The organism is Streptomyces sp. NPDC020965 (assembly GCF_044333555.1).
Taxonomy (GTDB): domain Bacteria; phylum Actinomycetota; class Actinomycetes; order Streptomycetales; family Streptomycetaceae; genus Streptomyces.
On record NZ_JBIRRE010000001.1, the window covers coordinates 673,950 to 689,391 of the forward strand.

General features: G+C 69.8%; 18 protein-coding genes. 14 read left to right on the top strand and 4 right to left on the bottom strand.

Going from position 1 to position 15,442, the window contains the following annotated elements:
- Positions 1–268: 268 nt before the first annotated feature.
- A complete protein-coding gene (locus ACH4S7_RS02910; RefSeq protein WP_398520007.1) occupies positions 269–505 on the bottom strand; it encodes a DUF397 domain-containing protein in 237 nt (78 codons plus the stop codon).
- Between the two features lie 2 nt (positions 506–507).
- A complete protein-coding gene (locus tag ACH4S7_RS02915) occupies positions 508–1,371 on the bottom strand; it encodes a helix-turn-helix domain-containing protein (protein WP_398519267.1) in 864 nt (287 codons plus the stop codon).
- A 283-nt stretch (positions 1,372–1,654) separates the two neighbouring features.
- Between ACH4S7_RS02915 and ACH4S7_RS02920 the strand changes: the two genes are divergently transcribed.
- The 14 genes from ACH4S7_RS02920 (at position 1,655) to ACH4S7_RS02985 (ending at position 12,347) form a co-directional block, all read left to right on the top strand.
- Positions 1,655–2,152: an ATP-binding protein gene (locus ACH4S7_RS02920; protein ID WP_398519268.1), complete on the top strand. Its 498-nt coding sequence runs from the start codon at positions 1,655–1,657 to the stop codon at positions 2,150–2,152.
- Positions 2,107–3,747 (top strand): DUF6415 family natural product biosynthesis protein, encoded by a 1,641-nt coding sequence (locus tag ACH4S7_RS02925; protein WP_398519269.1) that lies wholly within the window; start codon positions 2,107–2,109, stop codon positions 3,745–3,747. Before ACH4S7_RS02920 ends, ACH4S7_RS02925 begins: the two co-directional genes overlap by 46 nt.
- 12 nt (positions 3,748–3,759) lie before the next feature.
- Positions 3,760–4,761: a threonine/serine dehydratase gene (locus tag ACH4S7_RS02930; protein ID WP_398519270.1), complete on the top strand. Its 1,002-nt coding sequence runs from the start codon at positions 3,760–3,762 to the stop codon at positions 4,759–4,761.
- Positions 4,762–4,795: 34 nt separating this feature from the next.
- Entirely contained in the window at positions 4,796–5,464 is a 669-nt protein-coding gene (locus ACH4S7_RS02935) for a C39 family peptidase (RefSeq protein WP_398519271.1), read from the top strand.
- Positions 5,465–5,479: 15 nt separating this feature from the next.
- Positions 5,480–6,868, top strand: a complete 1,389-nt coding sequence (gene murF / locus ACH4S7_RS02940) for a UDP-N-acetylmuramoyl-tripeptide--D-alanyl-D-alanine ligase (RefSeq protein WP_398519272.1) — start codon at positions 5,480–5,482, stop codon at positions 6,866–6,868.
- 88 nt (positions 6,869–6,956) lie between these two features.
- Positions 6,957–7,172, top strand: coding sequence for a DUF5999 family protein (locus tag ACH4S7_RS02945; protein ID WP_398519273.1), 216 nt, complete (start codon positions 6,957–6,959; stop codon positions 7,170–7,172).
- 43 nt (positions 7,173–7,215) lie between these two features.
- Entirely contained in the window at positions 7,216–7,743 is a 528-nt protein-coding gene (locus ACH4S7_RS02950; RefSeq protein WP_398519274.1) for a hypothetical protein, read from the top strand.
- Positions 7,740–8,552 (top strand): SAM-dependent methyltransferase, encoded by an 813-nt coding sequence (locus tag ACH4S7_RS02955; protein WP_398519275.1) that lies wholly within the window; start codon positions 7,740–7,742, stop codon positions 8,550–8,552. The genes ACH4S7_RS02950 and ACH4S7_RS02955 overlap by 4 nt, the downstream gene beginning before the upstream one ends.
- Before the next feature lie 40 nt (positions 8,553–8,592).
- The gene (locus ACH4S7_RS02960) at positions 8,593–9,534 is read left to right on the top strand and encodes a hypothetical protein (RefSeq protein ID WP_398519276.1); all 942 of its coding nucleotides are present in this window, start codon (positions 8,593–8,595) and stop codon (positions 9,532–9,534) included.
- A gap of 32 nt (positions 9,535–9,566) precedes the next feature.
- Complete coding sequence (locus tag ACH4S7_RS02965) at positions 9,567–9,986, top strand: NUDIX hydrolase (RefSeq protein WP_398519277.1); 420 nt, start codon at positions 9,567–9,569, stop codon at positions 9,984–9,986.
- 54 nt (positions 9,987–10,040) lie between these two features.
- Complete coding sequence (locus ACH4S7_RS02970; protein ID WP_398519278.1) at positions 10,041–10,286, top strand: hypothetical protein; 246 nt, start codon at positions 10,041–10,043, stop codon at positions 10,284–10,286.
- Positions 10,283–11,146, top strand: a complete 864-nt coding sequence (locus tag ACH4S7_RS02975) for a Scr1 family TA system antitoxin-like transcriptional regulator (RefSeq protein ID WP_398519279.1) — start codon at positions 10,283–10,285, stop codon at positions 11,144–11,146. The genes ACH4S7_RS02970 and ACH4S7_RS02975 overlap by 4 nt, the downstream gene beginning before the upstream one ends.
- A gap of 178 nt (positions 11,147–11,324) precedes the next feature.
- Positions 11,325–11,687, top strand: a complete 363-nt coding sequence (locus tag ACH4S7_RS02980) for a hypothetical protein (RefSeq protein ID WP_398519280.1) — start codon at positions 11,325–11,327, stop codon at positions 11,685–11,687.
- A 15-nt stretch (positions 11,688–11,702) separates the two neighbouring features.
- On the top strand, positions 11,703–12,347 hold the full coding sequence (locus ACH4S7_RS02985; RefSeq protein ID WP_398519281.1) for a JmjC domain-containing protein: 645 nt from the start codon (positions 11,703–11,705) through the stop codon (positions 12,345–12,347).
- 484 nt (positions 12,348–12,831) lie between these two features.
- Here ACH4S7_RS02985 and ACH4S7_RS02990 read toward each other — a convergent pair whose 3' ends face one another.
- The gene (locus tag ACH4S7_RS02990) at positions 12,832–13,779 is read right to left on the bottom strand and encodes a transcriptional regulator (protein ID WP_398519282.1); all 948 of its coding nucleotides are present in this window, start codon (positions 13,777–13,779) and stop codon (positions 12,832–12,834) included.
- Positions 13,780–14,033: 254 nt separating this feature from the next.
- Positions 14,034–15,410, bottom strand: coding sequence for a hypothetical protein (locus ACH4S7_RS02995; protein WP_398519283.1), 1,377 nt, complete (start codon positions 15,408–15,410; stop codon positions 14,034–14,036).
- Positions 15,411–15,442 lie beyond the last annotated feature (32 nt).

Genomic DNA, 15,442 nt, shown 5'->3' on the forward strand with positions numbered 1-15,442 from the left:
GTGGCGCGGAGGCGCGCGGCTTCATCGTTCCGTTGTCGTGGCAGCCGCTCACTGCCCCTCGGAGAGCACCGGACAGAGGCCAGTGACGCGACGCGCCGTGGTCAGCCCGGCGCGTAAGAGCAGTGGGGGGCGTGCACGTGCGAATCGCGAGCGACGCGCCAGTCAGCATCGGTCTGTAGGCAAGTGATCTCACGGTGGGTACGGTGCGGCGAGGTCTGTCTCCCCCAGGTTGGATGGGGGAGGCAGACCTCGCCGTTTCTCCGGAACGTCAGGCGGTGAGCCCGCCGCCCTGGACCTCCGTGATGAAGCCCGCGAACGCGGATGGCGCGAACACCAATGCCGGACCACTCGGGTCTTTCGAATCGCGGACTCCGACACCGTCGTGCAGGGTGGCCGTCAGGTCAGCGATCTCGACACATTGTCCTTCACCGCTGCCGCTGTAGGACGACTTCTTCCAGACGGCCCCTTCGATCTCTGGTGCCATCAGGGATGTCCCCTTGTCCATGGTCACTTGCGCATTCCTTCCAGATACTCGGCGAGCAGATCCCGTGACTCATCCACGGGAAGGGCGATGGAGCCGACGGCATCGAACTCGGCGTCCAGATACTTGATTTCCTCTGCGCCTTCCGTATGGCTTCCGCCCATCTGGTTGTCCACGCTGGCGACGGGCACCCAAGGGTGGCGGAACGTGAGGAGGGTCATCGGTCCCTTCGTCACGTAAGCCGGGTGAGCAGTGAGAGGGACGATCTGCAACTTCACGTTGGGCATGTCTGCCACGTCAAGCAGCTTGCGGAGCTGATCCGGCATGATGCCGGCGCCCTCGCCGAAGCGAGCATGGAGAGCCAGTTCCGGCACCAGGGCATGGAACTGAACAGGCTTCTTGCGAGTGAGGATTTCCTGACGGGCCATGCGGATGGACACCAGCATCTCGCCCTGGCCTTCCTCTCGGGTGGCCGTGTGGGTCAGGATTTCGCGCGCGTACCCAGCGGTCTGGATCGGGCCGGGGATGACGACGGGGTGGTGGATGCGGATCGTCTCCGCTTCGGACTCAAGCTCGATGAAGTCCAAGTAGTTCTGACCGATGCGGCCGGAGTACGACGCCCACCACCCAGTGCCCGGGGAGTCCTCCGCAACGCGGGCGACCTCGCTCACGCCTTCCGGGTCGTCGACGCCGATCTTCGCGCAGATGCCGTGTACCTCGTCGCTCGTGACACGGTAGTAGCCACGCTCGATTCGGGAAAAGCGTGCCTGACTCCACCCCATCGCCCGCGCGACGTCGGCTGACGGCATCTCGACTGCCTCGCGCCAGCGGCGCAGTTGGCCACCCACCCGTCGCCTCTTGATTGACGGCGTCGCCCTCTTCTGCGTCATGGTCGCAGTTTGTCACGCCCACGTCGCGCTTGGCCATGCGTACAGACGTTCGCGCCTTTTTAGCATCTCCAGCGAAAGTGTTGCGCCCGGACCCGAAAAAGGAGCAAGCTAGGGCTCCGGCAGGAAGTGACCGTGTCCTGACTTACGGTGACGCGCCGCGCCCTGCGTGGTTCATGCCTGCCGGTCGGCCGGTGAGTTCCGCCGTCTCCGGCCGCGGACCGTCGTCCCGATCTCCCCGTCGGGCACGGCTGTTCGTCCTCCCCTCCAAAGAGCCGAGGCCGCGATGAGCCTGAGCATTACCGCCGAAAGCATCACCGGGCACCTTCTCGCCACTGACCTTGACGAGGTACGCGACGAGGTGACGATGTCCCTCTACCGCAGACCGCAGGGCGATGGCCGTTCCTTCTCCACGATCGATGGCCGTTGGGTCGGCCACCTCCGCCGCGTCTGCTACGCCAAGCTCCGCTTCTGGGAACTGGCCGACCTCGTCGACAGCGCGCAGCTCCTGGTCAGCGAACTCGTCACCAATGCGCTCAAGCATGGCGACGGTCAACGAGTCACCTGCCGAATCCTGGTCACCGGCGGCATGATCGCGATCGAGGTGGACGACGGATCGCCCGGCAGCCGCGCGGACGTCTCCGTAGCCGGCCCGGACGACGAGAGCGGACGCGGAATGTTCATCGTCGCCGCGTACGCCACCGAGTGGGGCGTTAGCCGCGACGGCACGAAGACGTGGTGCACCCTCGCCGTGCCGGCCTGCGCGGAAAGGGCGCGGCCGTGACGGGCGGCTCGACGGCCACGGTGCCGGGCCCCGCCGATGCCGCTTTTCGTGAGCAGTTACTCGTGCGGTACCGCGCCTTCGCGGCTGTCGAAGTGGTCTATGAAGATCTCGAACGGGCCCTCGGCGTAGGACTTCCTCCGGAGCCGGGGGACATCGCGCTTCTCGCACCGCGGCTCGGACGCGCGCTGAAACAACTCCTCGTTCTCCTGGACGGACGTCTCAACGGCAGTCCGACCGAGACTGACGCGGCCGTGCTCGCGCGGGCTCGCCGGGTTCTGGGGGAGCCGTTCCCGCACGATCCCCCGGAGGAGCACGCGCACGCGGAAGTCTCCCGGCCGGCGCACAGGCCGTCGGTCAGGTTCAGCACCCTGTTCTACGGCCCCCGGACGCGCGAGGCGATGGCGCGGGCGGAGGCGCTGACGACGCCGGTGTCCGCCGCCACCGGATACCTGCGCAGGCTCGCCATGGCCACTCTCGACGTCCTCGACATCGTGGCCGGCGACGAGGGCTGGAAATCCACCCGCCCCGCGCCGAGCACGGTCCAGACACACGCCCCCGCCCTGCCGGCCTCCACCCGCACCCCTCAGGCACACGACCCTGCCCAACCGAAGGAGCTGTCCATGAAGATCGAAACCCTCACCCCCGACGAGTTCACCCGCCCCTTAGCCGTCGTGACCGGCGGCTGGTCACAGGAGCGGGACCGCGCCCTGTTGTCCGGCAAAACGGTCGCCGAGGCCCTGGGCGGTCTGGGAATCGAGTACCGGGTGCTGGATTCGTCGGGGGACCCGGACACGCTGATCGCCGGGCTGCGCGAATGCGAGCTGGCACTCCTGGCCATCGCGGGCCGGGGCGCGGAGGACGGCCGGTTGCAGGGGCTGCTGGAGTCCATCGGTGTCCCCTATACAGGCAGTGGTGTGCTCGCATCGGCCGCCGGGATGCACAAGACGACCGCGAAGAGGTTCGCCGCCGCCCGCGATGTCGCGGTCCCCCCCTACACCAGCATCTCGTCGAAGATGTCCGCCGAGGACGAGGCGGAGCACGTGGCCGAGCGGTGCGGCCTGCCCGTGATCCTCAAGCCCGTCTCCGAGGGCGGGTCGATCGGTCTGGTGCTGGCCCGGACCCCGGAGGAACTGATCGCCGGGATCAACGCCTCGGCCGGGGTGGAGACGATGGCCGAGCGGTACATCGAGGGCCGCTCGGTGAGCGTCGGTGTCCTGGAGGACCCCCGCGGAGGGCTGCATGTGCTGCCGACGCTGGAAACGGTGACCGCGGGGGGCATCTACTCGTACGAGGCCAAGCGTGAGCAGGGCCTGACCACCTACCACTGCCCGGCGCGGGTCACGGAGGCAGAGCGGCGGGAACTGGAGATCGCCGCACGGCGGGCGCACCGCGGACTGCGCTGCCACGGCTACAGCCGTCACGACTTCGTCGTCTCCGCCGAGGGCTTCGCGGTGTGGCTGGAGGTCAACACGCTCCCGGGCCTGTCCAGGCAGGGGAACTTCGCCCGCATGGCGGACGCCGCCGGATTCTCCTACGAGCAGCTTCTCGCCCACATCGTCCGCACGGCGCGCGTCGACCGCCGCGCCCAGCCGTAAAGGGGGACGGCCATGTCTCTGCTGACCTCGCACGACGTGCTGACCGCCGCCGACCGCATCCATCACCTGATCGCCCCGACCCCGCTGCTCTCCTCGCCCGCCGTGAACGATGCCTTCGGCCGGGAGACCGTGGTCAAGGCGGAGAACATGCAGCTCACCGGCTCCTTCAAGGTGCGTGGCGCGTTCAACGCCGTCGCCCAGCTCTCCCCCGCCGCACGAGGAAGAGGGGTAGTGGGCGCCTCATCGGGGAACCACGCCCAAGCCCTCGCGCTCGCCGCGCGGCACTTCGGAGCACCGGCCACCGTGGTGATTCCGGCCGACGCGCCGAGGACCAAAGTGCAGGGCGTCCAGGCGCTGGGCGCGAGGATCGTCACCTACGACCGGACCACGGGCCGGAGGGACGAGATCGTGCACCGCCTTGCCCGCGAGGAGGGCCTGTCCATCGTGCCGTCGGCCGACTCCCACCCGGTGATCGCCGGGGCCGGCACGGCGGCATGGGAGATGCTGCGCGAACGTCCCGACCTCGCCGTGATCCTCGTCGCAGTCGGGGGAGGCGGGCTCGCCGCCGGAACCTGCTTGGCCGCCTCCCACCACGACCCGGCCGTGGGCGTGTTCGGCGTGGAGCCGGAGACGGCTGACGACACCCGCCGCTCTCTGACCACCGGCCGCAGGGTCCGCATCCCGCCCCCGTCCACCATCGCGGACGGTCTGGGCCACACCCGGCCCGGGGGCCTGACCTTCGAGATCAACCGGAGGCTGCTGGCCGACATCGTCACCGTGCCCGAGGCCCTGATCGCTGAGGCGATGGCGTTCCTGTGGCGGCACTACCGGGCCGCCGCCGAACCGTCCGGCGCGGTCGCCTTCGCCGGGCTCCTCCAGGCCCCCGCCCTGCTGCCGCCCGGCCCCGTCGGCGTGATCCTGTCCGGCGGGAACGTCGACTGGCCCCGCTACAAGACGCTCATCGACTCCGTCGCCACCCGAGAGGATCATCATGCTGCCGCCCTGCTGCGATAGCCCCGCCCCCGGAAAACCCAGGCCCCCGCATACCGTGCCGGCCCTCACCCAATACGCCAGCCCCGAACTCGTCTTCGCCATCGCCTACGACAACCACGACCCCGGAGACGACCACGCCTGGTCCACCAGCGGCGCCGCCAGCCGGGACGAGTACCGCAGGTGGTGCCGTCATCTGTGCGGGATCACGTGCCTGCGGATGGCCCTGCTCCACCGGGACGGCTACGCGCCCTCCCTCTTCGGCCTCCTCGACGGAGCCCGGCACTACGGCGCCTACACCGAACAGGACGACGGGACGATCAAGGGCCTGATCTACGCGCCGTTCACCGAGTACGCGCGCGCCGCACACGGCCTGGGCGCGGTCGTGCACCCCCGTCTCACCATGGACGAGCTAACCAGCCTTCTTGACGACGGACATCTGGTGATGGCGTCCGTCCACAAGACCATCCGCACCCCCGACCAGGAACCCCCGAGCAAGGGCGGCCACCTCGTCCTCGTCAGGGGCCACACCCCGGACGGGGACCTGATCTTCAACAACCCCTCCGGGCACACCGCCCAATCCCGGGAGGCCATCCTCCCGACCGCGCGGTTCGCCGACTTCTTCGCCGGCCGGGGCGTCGCCCTCGACCTGCACCCGCGCACCGAAACCGGCCCCGTAGCCCCGGCCGCCGAAGAACACACCGCCCCGGTATCCCCCCTGACCTGATCGGACAGCGCCACCGTGGACCCCATGTCCCTCACCGCCGTCGCCAGTGTCGTCGACGGCCGCCTCACCGACGTGCCCGAGCCCGCCGCGCTCATCACGGAACCCCTCACCTTCGACTCCCGCACCGTGACCCCGGGAGGTCTTTTCCTCGCGCTGACCGGTGACCACACCGACGGGCACACCTTCGCCGCCGAAGCGGTCCGGGCCGGCGCGGTCGCCTCCCTCACCACACGGCCCGTCGGCACCCCGGCGATCGTCGTGGACGATGTCCTCGCCGCAGCCGCCCGCCTCGCCGAACACCTGCTGCGCTTCTGCTTCACCGACGCCACCGTGGTCGCGATCACCGGCTCCGCGGGCAAGACCAGCACGAAGGACCTCATCGCCCAGCTTCTGCCCGCCGCCGGGCCGACCGTGGCCACCGAACAGTCCTTCAACAACGAGATCGGCCTGCCGCTCACCGTCAGCCGCGCCACCGCCGACACCCGGTACCTGGTGCTGGAGATGGGTGCCCGTCACCTCGGCGACATCCGGACCCTCACCGCCGTGGCCCCGCCCTCGATCAGCGTCGTCACCAACGTCGGCACCGCCCACCTCGGCGAGTTCGGCAGCCAGGACGCCATCGCCCGAGCCAAAGCGGAGATCGTCGAAGCACTCCCCCCGTACGGCCTGGCCGTCCTCAACGCCGACGACCACCGCGTCATGGCCATGCGCAACCGGACCGGCGCCCGCGCCCTCAGCTTCGGAATCACCGAATCTGCGGACATCCGCGCCAGCGGCATCACCTTCGACGACCAGGGCCGCGGGCAGTACACGCTCATCACCCCCGACGGGGGCGCCCCCGTCCGCCTGCGCCAAGCCGGCGAACCCCAGATCGCCAACTCCCTCGCCGCCGCCGCGGTCGCTCACGAAGCCGGACTCGACGCCGGCACCACCGCCGAACTTCTCAGCAACGCCACCGCCCAGTCGCGATGGCGCATGGAGACGACCGACCGCGAGGACGGCGTCACCATCATCAACGACGCCTACAACGCCAACCCCGACTCCATGCACCACGCGCTCAAGACCCTCACCGCCATGGGCCGCAGCACCGGCCGACGCACCATCGCCGTCCTCGGCAAAATGAACGAACTCGGCACCTCCTCGCGCACCGCCCACGAGCAGGTCGGGCAGGTCGCCGCCGCTGAAGGGGTGGATCAGCTCCTGACCATCGGCGGCGACGAAGCCCGCTGGATGCAGCAGGCCGCCACCGACGGCGAGATCACCGCCGTCCACCTGCCCGACCAGGACACCGCCCTGGAACTCCTGCTCCGGACCCTCCAGCCCGGCGATGTGGTGCTGATCAAGGCCAGCCGGGACGTACAGCTCCAGCAGCTCGCGCACGCCCTCCGTCAGGCCGCCGACTAGAACCCAGGAGTCCCGCCCAGGACCGAGGCCCTGGGCGGGGCCACACCCCGTATCCCCTTCATCACTGTCGCCGAGAGTTGCCTTCCCCATGCCCGAAACCGCCGCACAACCGCCCAAACGATGCCCGCACCGGCCCCCGTGCCCCGCCGCGACCGCCGAAGACCGGTCCGCCGCGAAACCCGTCAACCGCGACTTCCTCACCGGCTACACCCGGCTGTGCAACGGCGTCATCACCTTCGACGACGGTGGCCAGCTCCTTCCCAGCGGCCGAATCATCCCCCACGCGCCCCGCGCCGCCGCCTGACCCACCCCGCACCAACCGCCACGCCCTGAAGGGAACCACCGTCATGCCCGCGCCCGCCGCGCCCCAGCGACCAGGAATCATCGGGGAGTACGTCCTCGACAACGGCCGCGACTACCCCGCCTACGACAGCGGCCACCAGAGCTGGATCAACCCCAGGCTGGTCCGCAAAGTGCGCAACGGGGTGTACTTCCAGACGGTACGCGTCCCCTACGACACCGGCATGAACGCCGTGCGCACTCACCCGGCGCTGGAGCAGGGGCCCGTCGTCGTCAACGACTTCGCCCGCGTGATCACGCTCCTCATACCCCGCGACACCGAACCTGAGCAGTGGAACGTCCCCGGCACGAGGTTCCTGCGCCCCGGGGTGACCGTGGAGATCCCGCCCGCCACCGCGGTCCGCTGCCGCGACATCCACTGGCTCACCCCGCCCGCCGCCCACCGCCCCTACGTCGTGGCCGACATCGTCGCCGCTCTCACCGGTGCCCCCGCCCCCGCGCCGCCGCCCGACAGCCGGCCCGCCGGCCGCGGACGCGGCAAGGGCCGGGCTGCGGCATCGAGGCGGCAGCGGTGAACCTCGTCCAGCCCGCCGGCGAGCCGGCCTTGTTGAACACCATCCGCGACGCGTCTTCCGCGCACATCCATGACTGGCTGTTCGGCGGGGTCGACAACTACCAGGCAGACCGGGAAGCGGGGGCAGCGCTTCAAGAGGCTGTCCCTCAGGTCTGGCGGCTCGTACGGGACTCCCGGATCTTCCTCTGGAAGGCGGTGCGATCCCTCACGACCGACGGGGCCGATCAGTTCCTCGACCTGGGCTGCGGACTTCCCGCATGGGACTGGGGCCTGGTCCACGAGGCAGCCCAGGGCGTTCGCCCGGAGGCGAAGGTGGTCTACGTCGACAACGACCCCATCGTCCTCGCGCACGCACGGACCGGCCTGGAGGACAACGAGAACATCAAGGTCGTCGACGGCGACCTGCGGGACACCCGGACGATCCAGAAGGCGACCCGTACGTTCCTCGACTGGAACCGGCCGATCGTCGCCCTGTTCTCCATGGTGCTGGACTGCCTGCCCGACGACGGGACGGACCCGGCCGATGTCGTCCGGGCAACCGCCCGCGCGCTGCCGCCCGGCAGCACCGTGGTCCTCACCCAGCTCGTCAGCCACGACCCTGCGATCCGCGAGGCCGTCACCGACATCATGACCGCCGCGACCGGCGCCCGGTGGGGACGGATGCGGGACCCCGACTTCATCCACCAGTGCGTCCAGGGCCTGGAGACCATCCCTCCCGGACCGGGCAACATCGCCCCCCGGTCTCACACAGAACCGCTCGACGGCACAGCCGTCTGGAGCGCACTCGCCGGCGTCCCCACCTCGCACTGAACCATCCGACCACCCGCCCGCCAAGGGAAGGACCACCGTCATGCCCCAGGACACGCTGTTCCGCGCCGTCTTCGGGAACTTCGCGCTGGAAGGGAAAGGCGACCCCGCCGTACGCCACGACTACTACCGACTGCTCCGCAGCCTGGACCCGCACCTGATCGGCCGCGCAGAAGTGCGAGGGACCGGTGCCAGCGCGGAGCACCTTCTTGCCATGGAGGTCGCCCTCACCCCGCCGGACCGGCCGCACCTTCGCCCGCAGGGGATTCTCGGCGGCCCCGCCGTCGCCGACCTGCGGACCGCCGTCTTCATACGGCCGGATGCCTTCCGGCTCGTCCGCCGCAACGATCCCCGCCCGCCCGGAAGCCCGTGGGGCTGCCCGCCCACCACGGTCGACCTTCGTCTCGCGGCCTTCCCCGCCGCGACCCGGGAGCTGGTGTTCACCGTGGCGCACCACCACTACGCCTCACCTCCGGCCCGGAAGCTGGAGGGGCAGGAACTCACCAAGGCCGCGGACCGGCGCGATTCCGCCGACCGCACCCCCGTCTACCCCAACGGCCGCCCCCGCGAGGCCCTGACCGTCCTGGACGCCAACTCCTACCCCGAACCCGGAACCCCCGGCGACACCCCGCCGCCGAACCCGAAGCTCATCGCGGACCGCTCCCACATCGCGCACCGGTTCGTCCTCGGCGATGACGGCTCGCTGGTCCCCGACACCTACAGCGACCGCATCCTGCGCACCGCCGGCATGGAGGACATCGCCCGCCACCTCGCCCTCACCACCGGCCGCACCGACGTCCTGGCCCCCGCCGACGGATACCCCGACCAAGGCGGACCGTGCCGGATCGACCGCGCATACGCCACCAGCGGACTGCTCACCGCCGTCGAAGACTTCCGCGTCGTCGAGACCACCGGCCTCAGCGACCACCCACTCCTGCTGATCAGCCTCTCCCAACAGCGACTCGCCGAAGTCCTCACCCCCTGAACCTTTCTCCCCTTGATTCCGGAATCGAGTCCATGACGTACCAGCACCATCCTCCGTTGGTCGCCGCAGCCGTGATCGTTCACCGGCGGCGCCTCCTCCTCGTTCGGCGTGTCCGGACCGAACCCGGCCTGGTCTGGGCCCTGCCCGCCGGGAAACCGGAGGGCTACGAACGCCTGGAGGAGACGGCCGAACGGGAGACCTGGGAGGAGACCGGGCTAAGGGTCAAGGCCACCGAACACTTGGGTGACCGTATCCATCCGCTCACCGGCTGGAGCGTCCACTACATCGCCTGCACGCTCCAAGACGACACCGCCCCCAAGCCCCGCCTCGCCGAGATCGAAGAGGTCACCTGGGCCGCCCACGACACACTCTCCGAACACGTTCCCGGCGGGTTCGACCCCCGCGTCCAGCAGTACATCAACACCGCCTGCGCCCGCCCCCGCACCTCATGACCGAGCGCAACAACCACCGTGGGGGCTGTCCTCGATCTGCGCCCCCTCATCCATATGGAGTTCGATCACCTGGGCATCGTCCGCCGCCTGCTCGAACACGCCCACGTGGTTCTGGACCAGCCCGCCGAAACCGTCAGCGGACCCGCCGTGGCCAAGATCCAGGCCCTCACCGGCCCTTTGAACTCCGGCATCCACACCGACCTGACCGCCGCCGTCACCGCGGCCACCGGCGGCCACTGCCCCCTCATCCGACTTGCCCGCCGCATCCGGCGGTCCGTACCACCCCAAGGCACCTCATGATCACCACCGGCCCGGCTCGCCCCGGCCGCATCGTCGCCGGCGCCTACCTCCGCACCCTACGTATGAAGGCGGATCTCACCCCGCACCAAGCCGCCGCACGCGCCCACTGCTCCTACCCCACCCTCCAGCGCGTGGAGACCGGACGCAGCACCGCCGACGCCCACGCCCTCGAACGACTCACCGACCTCTACCTCCCGAACTCCCCAGAGCAGGCCGCCGAGATCATCGCCCTCGCAGCACTGCCCAAGAGCGTGGGCGACACCAGCGACCGGTGGAACGCCCGGCTCACCGCCCTCGAATACCTCGCGGGAACCATCGTCCTCGCCAGCATCAACATGATCCCCGCGGTGCTCCGGTGCCCTTCCTACGAACAGTTCCTCCGCGACGTCGGGGACGCCCCGGCCGGGTCCAGAGCCCTGCCGCCCGACCACGGCAAGAACGTCGTCGCCTACCTCCACGAGGACGCGATACGCCGCGCCGGGACCCCGGACATGGTCGGTGAACAAGCCGCCCACCTACTGGCCGGCACCGCCGACGTCCGCGTCATCCTCCGCGACCGAGACGGACTGTCCGAGTACCTGCCCCTTCGAGCGGGGGTGGTCTACGGCCAGCTGTGGATACGGCCCACCCCCCTCTACACCGTGGAAACCCTCAACTACGGCGTCCGCTACCCCGACGACACCGACTCCTCCGTCAGCGCCAAACTCGACCTCTGCCGCACCCGCGCCGCGACCCGCGCGGACAGCCGTGCCTTCCTCCGCACCCTCATAGACGACAGCGACGGCGCCGAGGTCCCACCCGTCCGCTCTGGCGAGTACGCCACGGCGGCCGGCGAAGTCCTTACGCCGAGTAGGTGTTGAGCACCGTGGAGAAGCCCAGTTGACCGCGGTCACAGGGCGGAGCGCCTCAGTTCCTCAGAGCCCGCGCGCACAATCGCGCGCAACACGGCTCCGGTTCGGCAACCGTCGCCGCCCCAGGGCACCGCCCGTCCCCGCCGACCGGTCCACCCCGACACCAACGACACCACCTGGAGCAAACATGACCGTGATGACCGTCTCCGCGCCCACCCTGGCGGCGCAGCAGACCGCCCTGCTGACCGACCTGAACGCCGTCCTCGACCGCCATCCCCTCGCTGCCGCCGTCACCCTGCTGTTCACCCCCGAGACCATCGCCCTCGCACCGGGCGAAGTCCTGGTCCAGCGGGTCGACACGGAGCGCGGCGTCATAGAACTCCACCCTCGGAACGTCGTCGATCTGGCCCCCGGCGATGTCCTGCACGCCACTCAGACGATGGACCCCGCCGATGACTCGTTCCTCGACTACGCGGCGGCCCCGACGGCAGGAAAGTACCTGCGCTCCACTCACGAAGACGGTTCCGAGAGCCACATCTTCGTCATCTGAGCCGGGGCTCCTGTCGTGGACGCTCTGACTCAGCAGACAGCGGCAGTGGCTCTCACGGCGCGTCTCGCCACGGCGGTTCTGCCGTGGCGGGGCGCGCCGCCCGCCACCGCCACTCACATTCCCCGGTTGCTGGACCCGTCGTGGCTCCGCGCCCTTCCCCTGCCCATCGGCGACCACCGCACGAACGCCCAGACGGTCGCGTTCACGGACCGCGAAGGGGAGTTCCAGCGCGAGGACACCAGTGCCGGCATCGCACGCGCCTACCAGGAGCGGCCCCGCACCCTCGTTTACGAGAGCGCGGATGTCCGGAGCGACGGGTGGTACAGCCTCACCGCCCTCCACCTCGCCCGGACCTTGCGCCGGCGCGTCGTCTGCTCCCTGTACGAATCGAACGCCCAGGACCGCACTCTCGGCCCGCACGACGACGCATGGGACGGACTCATCCTCCAACTCCGCGGAGCGAAGCTCTGGACGATCTGGCCGGACCGAAACAGCGATCCGACGGAGCTGCTGACCGAGCCCGGAGACCTCCTCCTGCTCCCCTGTGGCGTGGTTCACGACGTCAGCACCCCCCGACAGTCAGTGCACGCCGTCTTCGCCATCACCAGCCACCCCCTCGCTTCCGCGAGGGCCCCGCAGAAAGCTGCCGACGTGCAATAGAGGTTTGCCCGTCGGCCGCTGAATCAGATCGAATACGCCGGCCACTCGCACCGCTTTTCACTGCACCCGCACGCAAAGGGAACGGGATCACATGACCAAACAGTCGCAGCCGAAACGCTGGATTAGCCTCGGAGCCGCCTTCGGGGGAAGCACTCCACAACGCGAGCGCTATCCGCGTCTCCCGGCTTTACCTCAGCCCCACACCGCGGCGGCTGCAATCTCACCCGAAGAGACAGAGGCACGTCTCCTCATGAAGGAGGCAGGCTATACACCCTACGGCCCCTACCCCGGGTCCCGGACCATGCCGTGGGACTGCCATTGCGACGTCTGCGGACAGCCGCGTCGACCGACGATCGGTGAAGTGGAAAATGGCCTGAGGTGCAGGCACAAGGGTGACAAACGGTAGAACACCCCGCCCTGCCGGGGCGATGGCAATGGGTCCGGTGAATTCCTCACCGGACCCATTGCCATTACGACCTTCACGTCAGGCGAGGGCACCGTGGCGGGTGGCGAATTCCCGGATGCCGGGAAGGTGCTGGGGCGTGTGGAGAAGGTCGGTGGTCAAGGTCCGCAGTGCCGGGCGTCGCAGTTCCTCGGGCGCTGCGCGCTCGATGGCGCGGAGCGCCGCGTAGGTGCGCGGCCCGTCTCCGATCTGGTGCCACATGCGCCCGCTGTCGGTCAGGTACCTCGCCGTCCGTTCCGGGGTAGGGAGACGGAAGGGCTCGATCCGGTTGGCGTACACGATGCCCTCGTCCGGTGTGCGTAGGGCGGTGTAGCTGCTGATTCGGTACATCGCGCATTGCGCCCATGTGGCGGTGTGGCTGAAGAGTCCGTCATGACGATGGTGCGCGTGGGTGATCCGGCGGAGGGTTTCCTCCGCCTCGTCGAGCAGTTCCAACGCGGTGCCGCGACTGCCGGCGACGGCTGCACTGTAGCCCGCAGTGAGGAGCAGGACCGCCTTCGCGTCAAGGGCGGCGGTCGGCGGGTCTCCGCGATGGGCCTCGTCGAGCGCGAGCGCCGTTCGGGTGAGGAGTTGGGTGGCGTCTGCCGCCTGGCCGGCGCGACGCAGGGAGATGGCGACCATCCGGGCGGCTGCGGCGATGACCTGGGGATCGCCGCTGGCGTGGGCGGACTTCAGCGCCCGCTCCGAGGTAGCTGATGCTGTGGGGGAATGATGTTTGACCGCGAGTTCGGTGGCGAGGACGTAGCCGCGGGCCACGGCTGCATGAGCGTGATCGCGGGCCCGCCCGGCGGTGGTCCGGTCCCGGGCTGCCTCGGCTGTGGCCAAGATCGCGGGAAGGGCCGCGCCCAGTGCGGTGTACCGGGCGCTGGAGAAGTCCGCGCGCGCAGCGATGAGCGCTTTGTCGAGTTTGCGGGGAGTGTGCTGGTGGGCGGGCACTGGCGCGGCCAGGGCCCTGTCCAGTGGCTCCATCGGGGATACGGGTAGGACGGTCGCCTGGGCGGAGGCGGGAGAGAGTATGGCCGCAGCGCCGATGCTTGCCGCGGCGGTCATGAGGTCTCGGCGTCTCACATCGTCCTCCAGGCTGGTGGGGCCGTTTCGGCCCCTCGGTGAGCGGGTGTGTCGGAGGGAGGTTCTGTGCGCGGCTGATCATCCGGGCCAGGGATCGTCACTTGGTGGTTCCGGGCGGGGAGCATCAGGTCATGGCGCCCTCGGCGTGCCGGCCGTCAGGATGGGGTGAGGAATGCGGTGGCGCGCTCGTCGAGGTCGGTTGCGCAGCGGAGCCCGCGAGTGCGGTAGGGGGCGAGGTCTCGGCGCATGGTGCGGACCGCTTTGCGGGTTCGGGCGGAGGCGACGCCGTCCATGTGGTCCATCGCTCGTCCCCAGGTGGCGCACGCCTCTTCGAGGCTGCCCTGCTTGAGCTGGGATTCGGCGGCGGACACCAGGTCAAGGGCGACGATGCGAGCGTAGGTGTCAGCGGGGCGGGACGCCGCAGCGCGGGTGTAGTGCTGGCCTGCGCGCCGGTGGTCTCCCAGAGTGTCAAGCACCTTCGCCGTTCGGGAGGCGACGGTCGCCTCCGGCGGCCCCCAGGCCAGGGCCCAGAACGGCACGTCCTCGCCCTGGCCGCTGTCCAGGGCCGTGCGGGCGGCTTCCATCTCCACGGCGGCTTCCCGGCGCCGGTCGGTCTTGGCCAGGGCGTGGGCGTGGGTGATGTGGAACAGCGCCTGGGCGCGGGCCGGGATGCGGCCGGCTGCGCGGGACAGGCCCGTGGCCGCGAGGTCCAGGCAGCGTTCCGGTGCGTGGAGCTTCATGCCCTGCTGGGACATGGTCCGCATGACAAAGCCGTCCTGGCCCACTTCGCCGGACTCCGCCGCCAGGGCGAAGGCTTGCATGTAGTAGCGCTGGGCCATGCCCTGCTCGCCGCTGTCATATGCCTTCCACCCGGCGAGGTGCGCGGCCGAGGAGGCGACGGAGAGCATCTCACGGTGCAGAGCAGCAGTGCGGAAGCGGGCCCGGCACAGCGGTGCGACGTCGGAGATGAGGTACTGGACGAACGCGGCGCGGCCGTGCTGCCCGCCGAGGCGTTCGTCCATCTCGGTGAACAGGGCGACCATGTCGCGGACCGCGCGGACTTCGGCTGCGCCGGCCATGGCTCCGCTGCGGGCGGCGGCGGCGCGTCCCGCGAGTTCCGTGACGTGTTCGAGAGGGAGTGCGGTTGCTGCGAAGGAGTAGACGGAGGCGGTCAGGAATTTGCGGCGGTGCACGTCGGCCTCTCCGATCGTCGCAAGTACCTCGACCGGGTCTGGGCCGAGGGCCAGTCCGATGCTGTCATCACCGGCCCCGGTAGCGGAAGGCAGCCCGAGGTCGTGCAGAGTGATGATGCGGCGGAGGCGCCGCGAGAGCGCTTCGGCGAGGCAACGGGCAGTGGGGCCCTCGGGTACGGCCCCGTAGCTCACCCAGTGGTGTACGGCCGTCTTGTTGGTCTGTAAGCGCAGTCCCAGTTCGTCGGCGACGGCACGGACCGCTCTGGCGGTGGTCTCGTAGGTGAGCCGGGCCTCGGCGAGAAGGCTCTTGAGCTGGTGATTCGGTGCGTGCTTCCGCATCAGCGTCCGCCCTGTATACGCGATATACCGCT

What these genes read in the sequence shown, in the direction of transcription:
- ACH4S7_RS02910 (WP_398520007.1), bottom strand. Translation starts at nt 505, where the DNA reads ATGGACAAGGGGACATCCCTGATGGCACCAGAGATCGAAGGGGCCGTC.
- ACH4S7_RS02915 (WP_398519267.1), bottom strand. Translation starts at nt 1,371, where the DNA reads ATGACGCAGAAGAGGGCGACGCCGTCAATCAAGAGGCGACGGGTGGGT.
- ACH4S7_RS02920 (WP_398519268.1), top strand. Translation starts at nt 1,655, where the DNA reads ATGAGCCTGAGCATTACCGCCGAAAGCATCACCGGGCACCTTCTCGCC.
- ACH4S7_RS02930 (WP_398519270.1), top strand. Translation starts at nt 3,760, where the DNA reads ATGTCTCTGCTGACCTCGCACGACGTGCTGACCGCCGCCGACCGCATC.
- ACH4S7_RS02945 (WP_398519273.1), top strand. Translation starts at nt 6,957, where the DNA reads ATGCCCGAAACCGCCGCACAACCGCCCAAACGATGCCCGCACCGGCCC.
- ACH4S7_RS02950 (WP_398519274.1), top strand. Translation starts at nt 7,216, where the DNA reads ATGCCCGCGCCCGCCGCGCCCCAGCGACCAGGAATCATCGGGGAGTAC.
- ACH4S7_RS02960 (WP_398519276.1), top strand. Translation starts at nt 8,593, where the DNA reads ATGCCCCAGGACACGCTGTTCCGCGCCGTCTTCGGGAACTTCGCGCTG.
- ACH4S7_RS02965 (WP_398519277.1), top strand. Translation starts at nt 9,567, where the DNA reads ATGACGTACCAGCACCATCCTCCGTTGGTCGCCGCAGCCGTGATCGTT.
- ACH4S7_RS02970 (WP_398519278.1), top strand. Translation starts at nt 10,041, where the DNA reads ATGGAGTTCGATCACCTGGGCATCGTCCGCCGCCTGCTCGAACACGCC.
- ACH4S7_RS02975 (WP_398519279.1), top strand. Translation starts at nt 10,283, where the DNA reads ATGATCACCACCGGCCCGGCTCGCCCCGGCCGCATCGTCGCCGGCGCC.
- ACH4S7_RS02980 (WP_398519280.1), top strand. Translation starts at nt 11,325, where the DNA reads ATGACCGTGATGACCGTCTCCGCGCCCACCCTGGCGGCGCAGCAGACC.
- ACH4S7_RS02990 (WP_398519282.1), bottom strand. Translation starts at nt 13,779, where the DNA reads ATGGAGCCACTGGACAGGGCCCTGGCCGCGCCAGTGCCCGCCCACCAG.
- ACH4S7_RS02995 (WP_398519283.1), bottom strand. Translation starts at nt 15,410, where the DNA reads ATGCGGAAGCACGCACCGAATCACCAGCTCAAGAGCCTTCTCGCCGAG.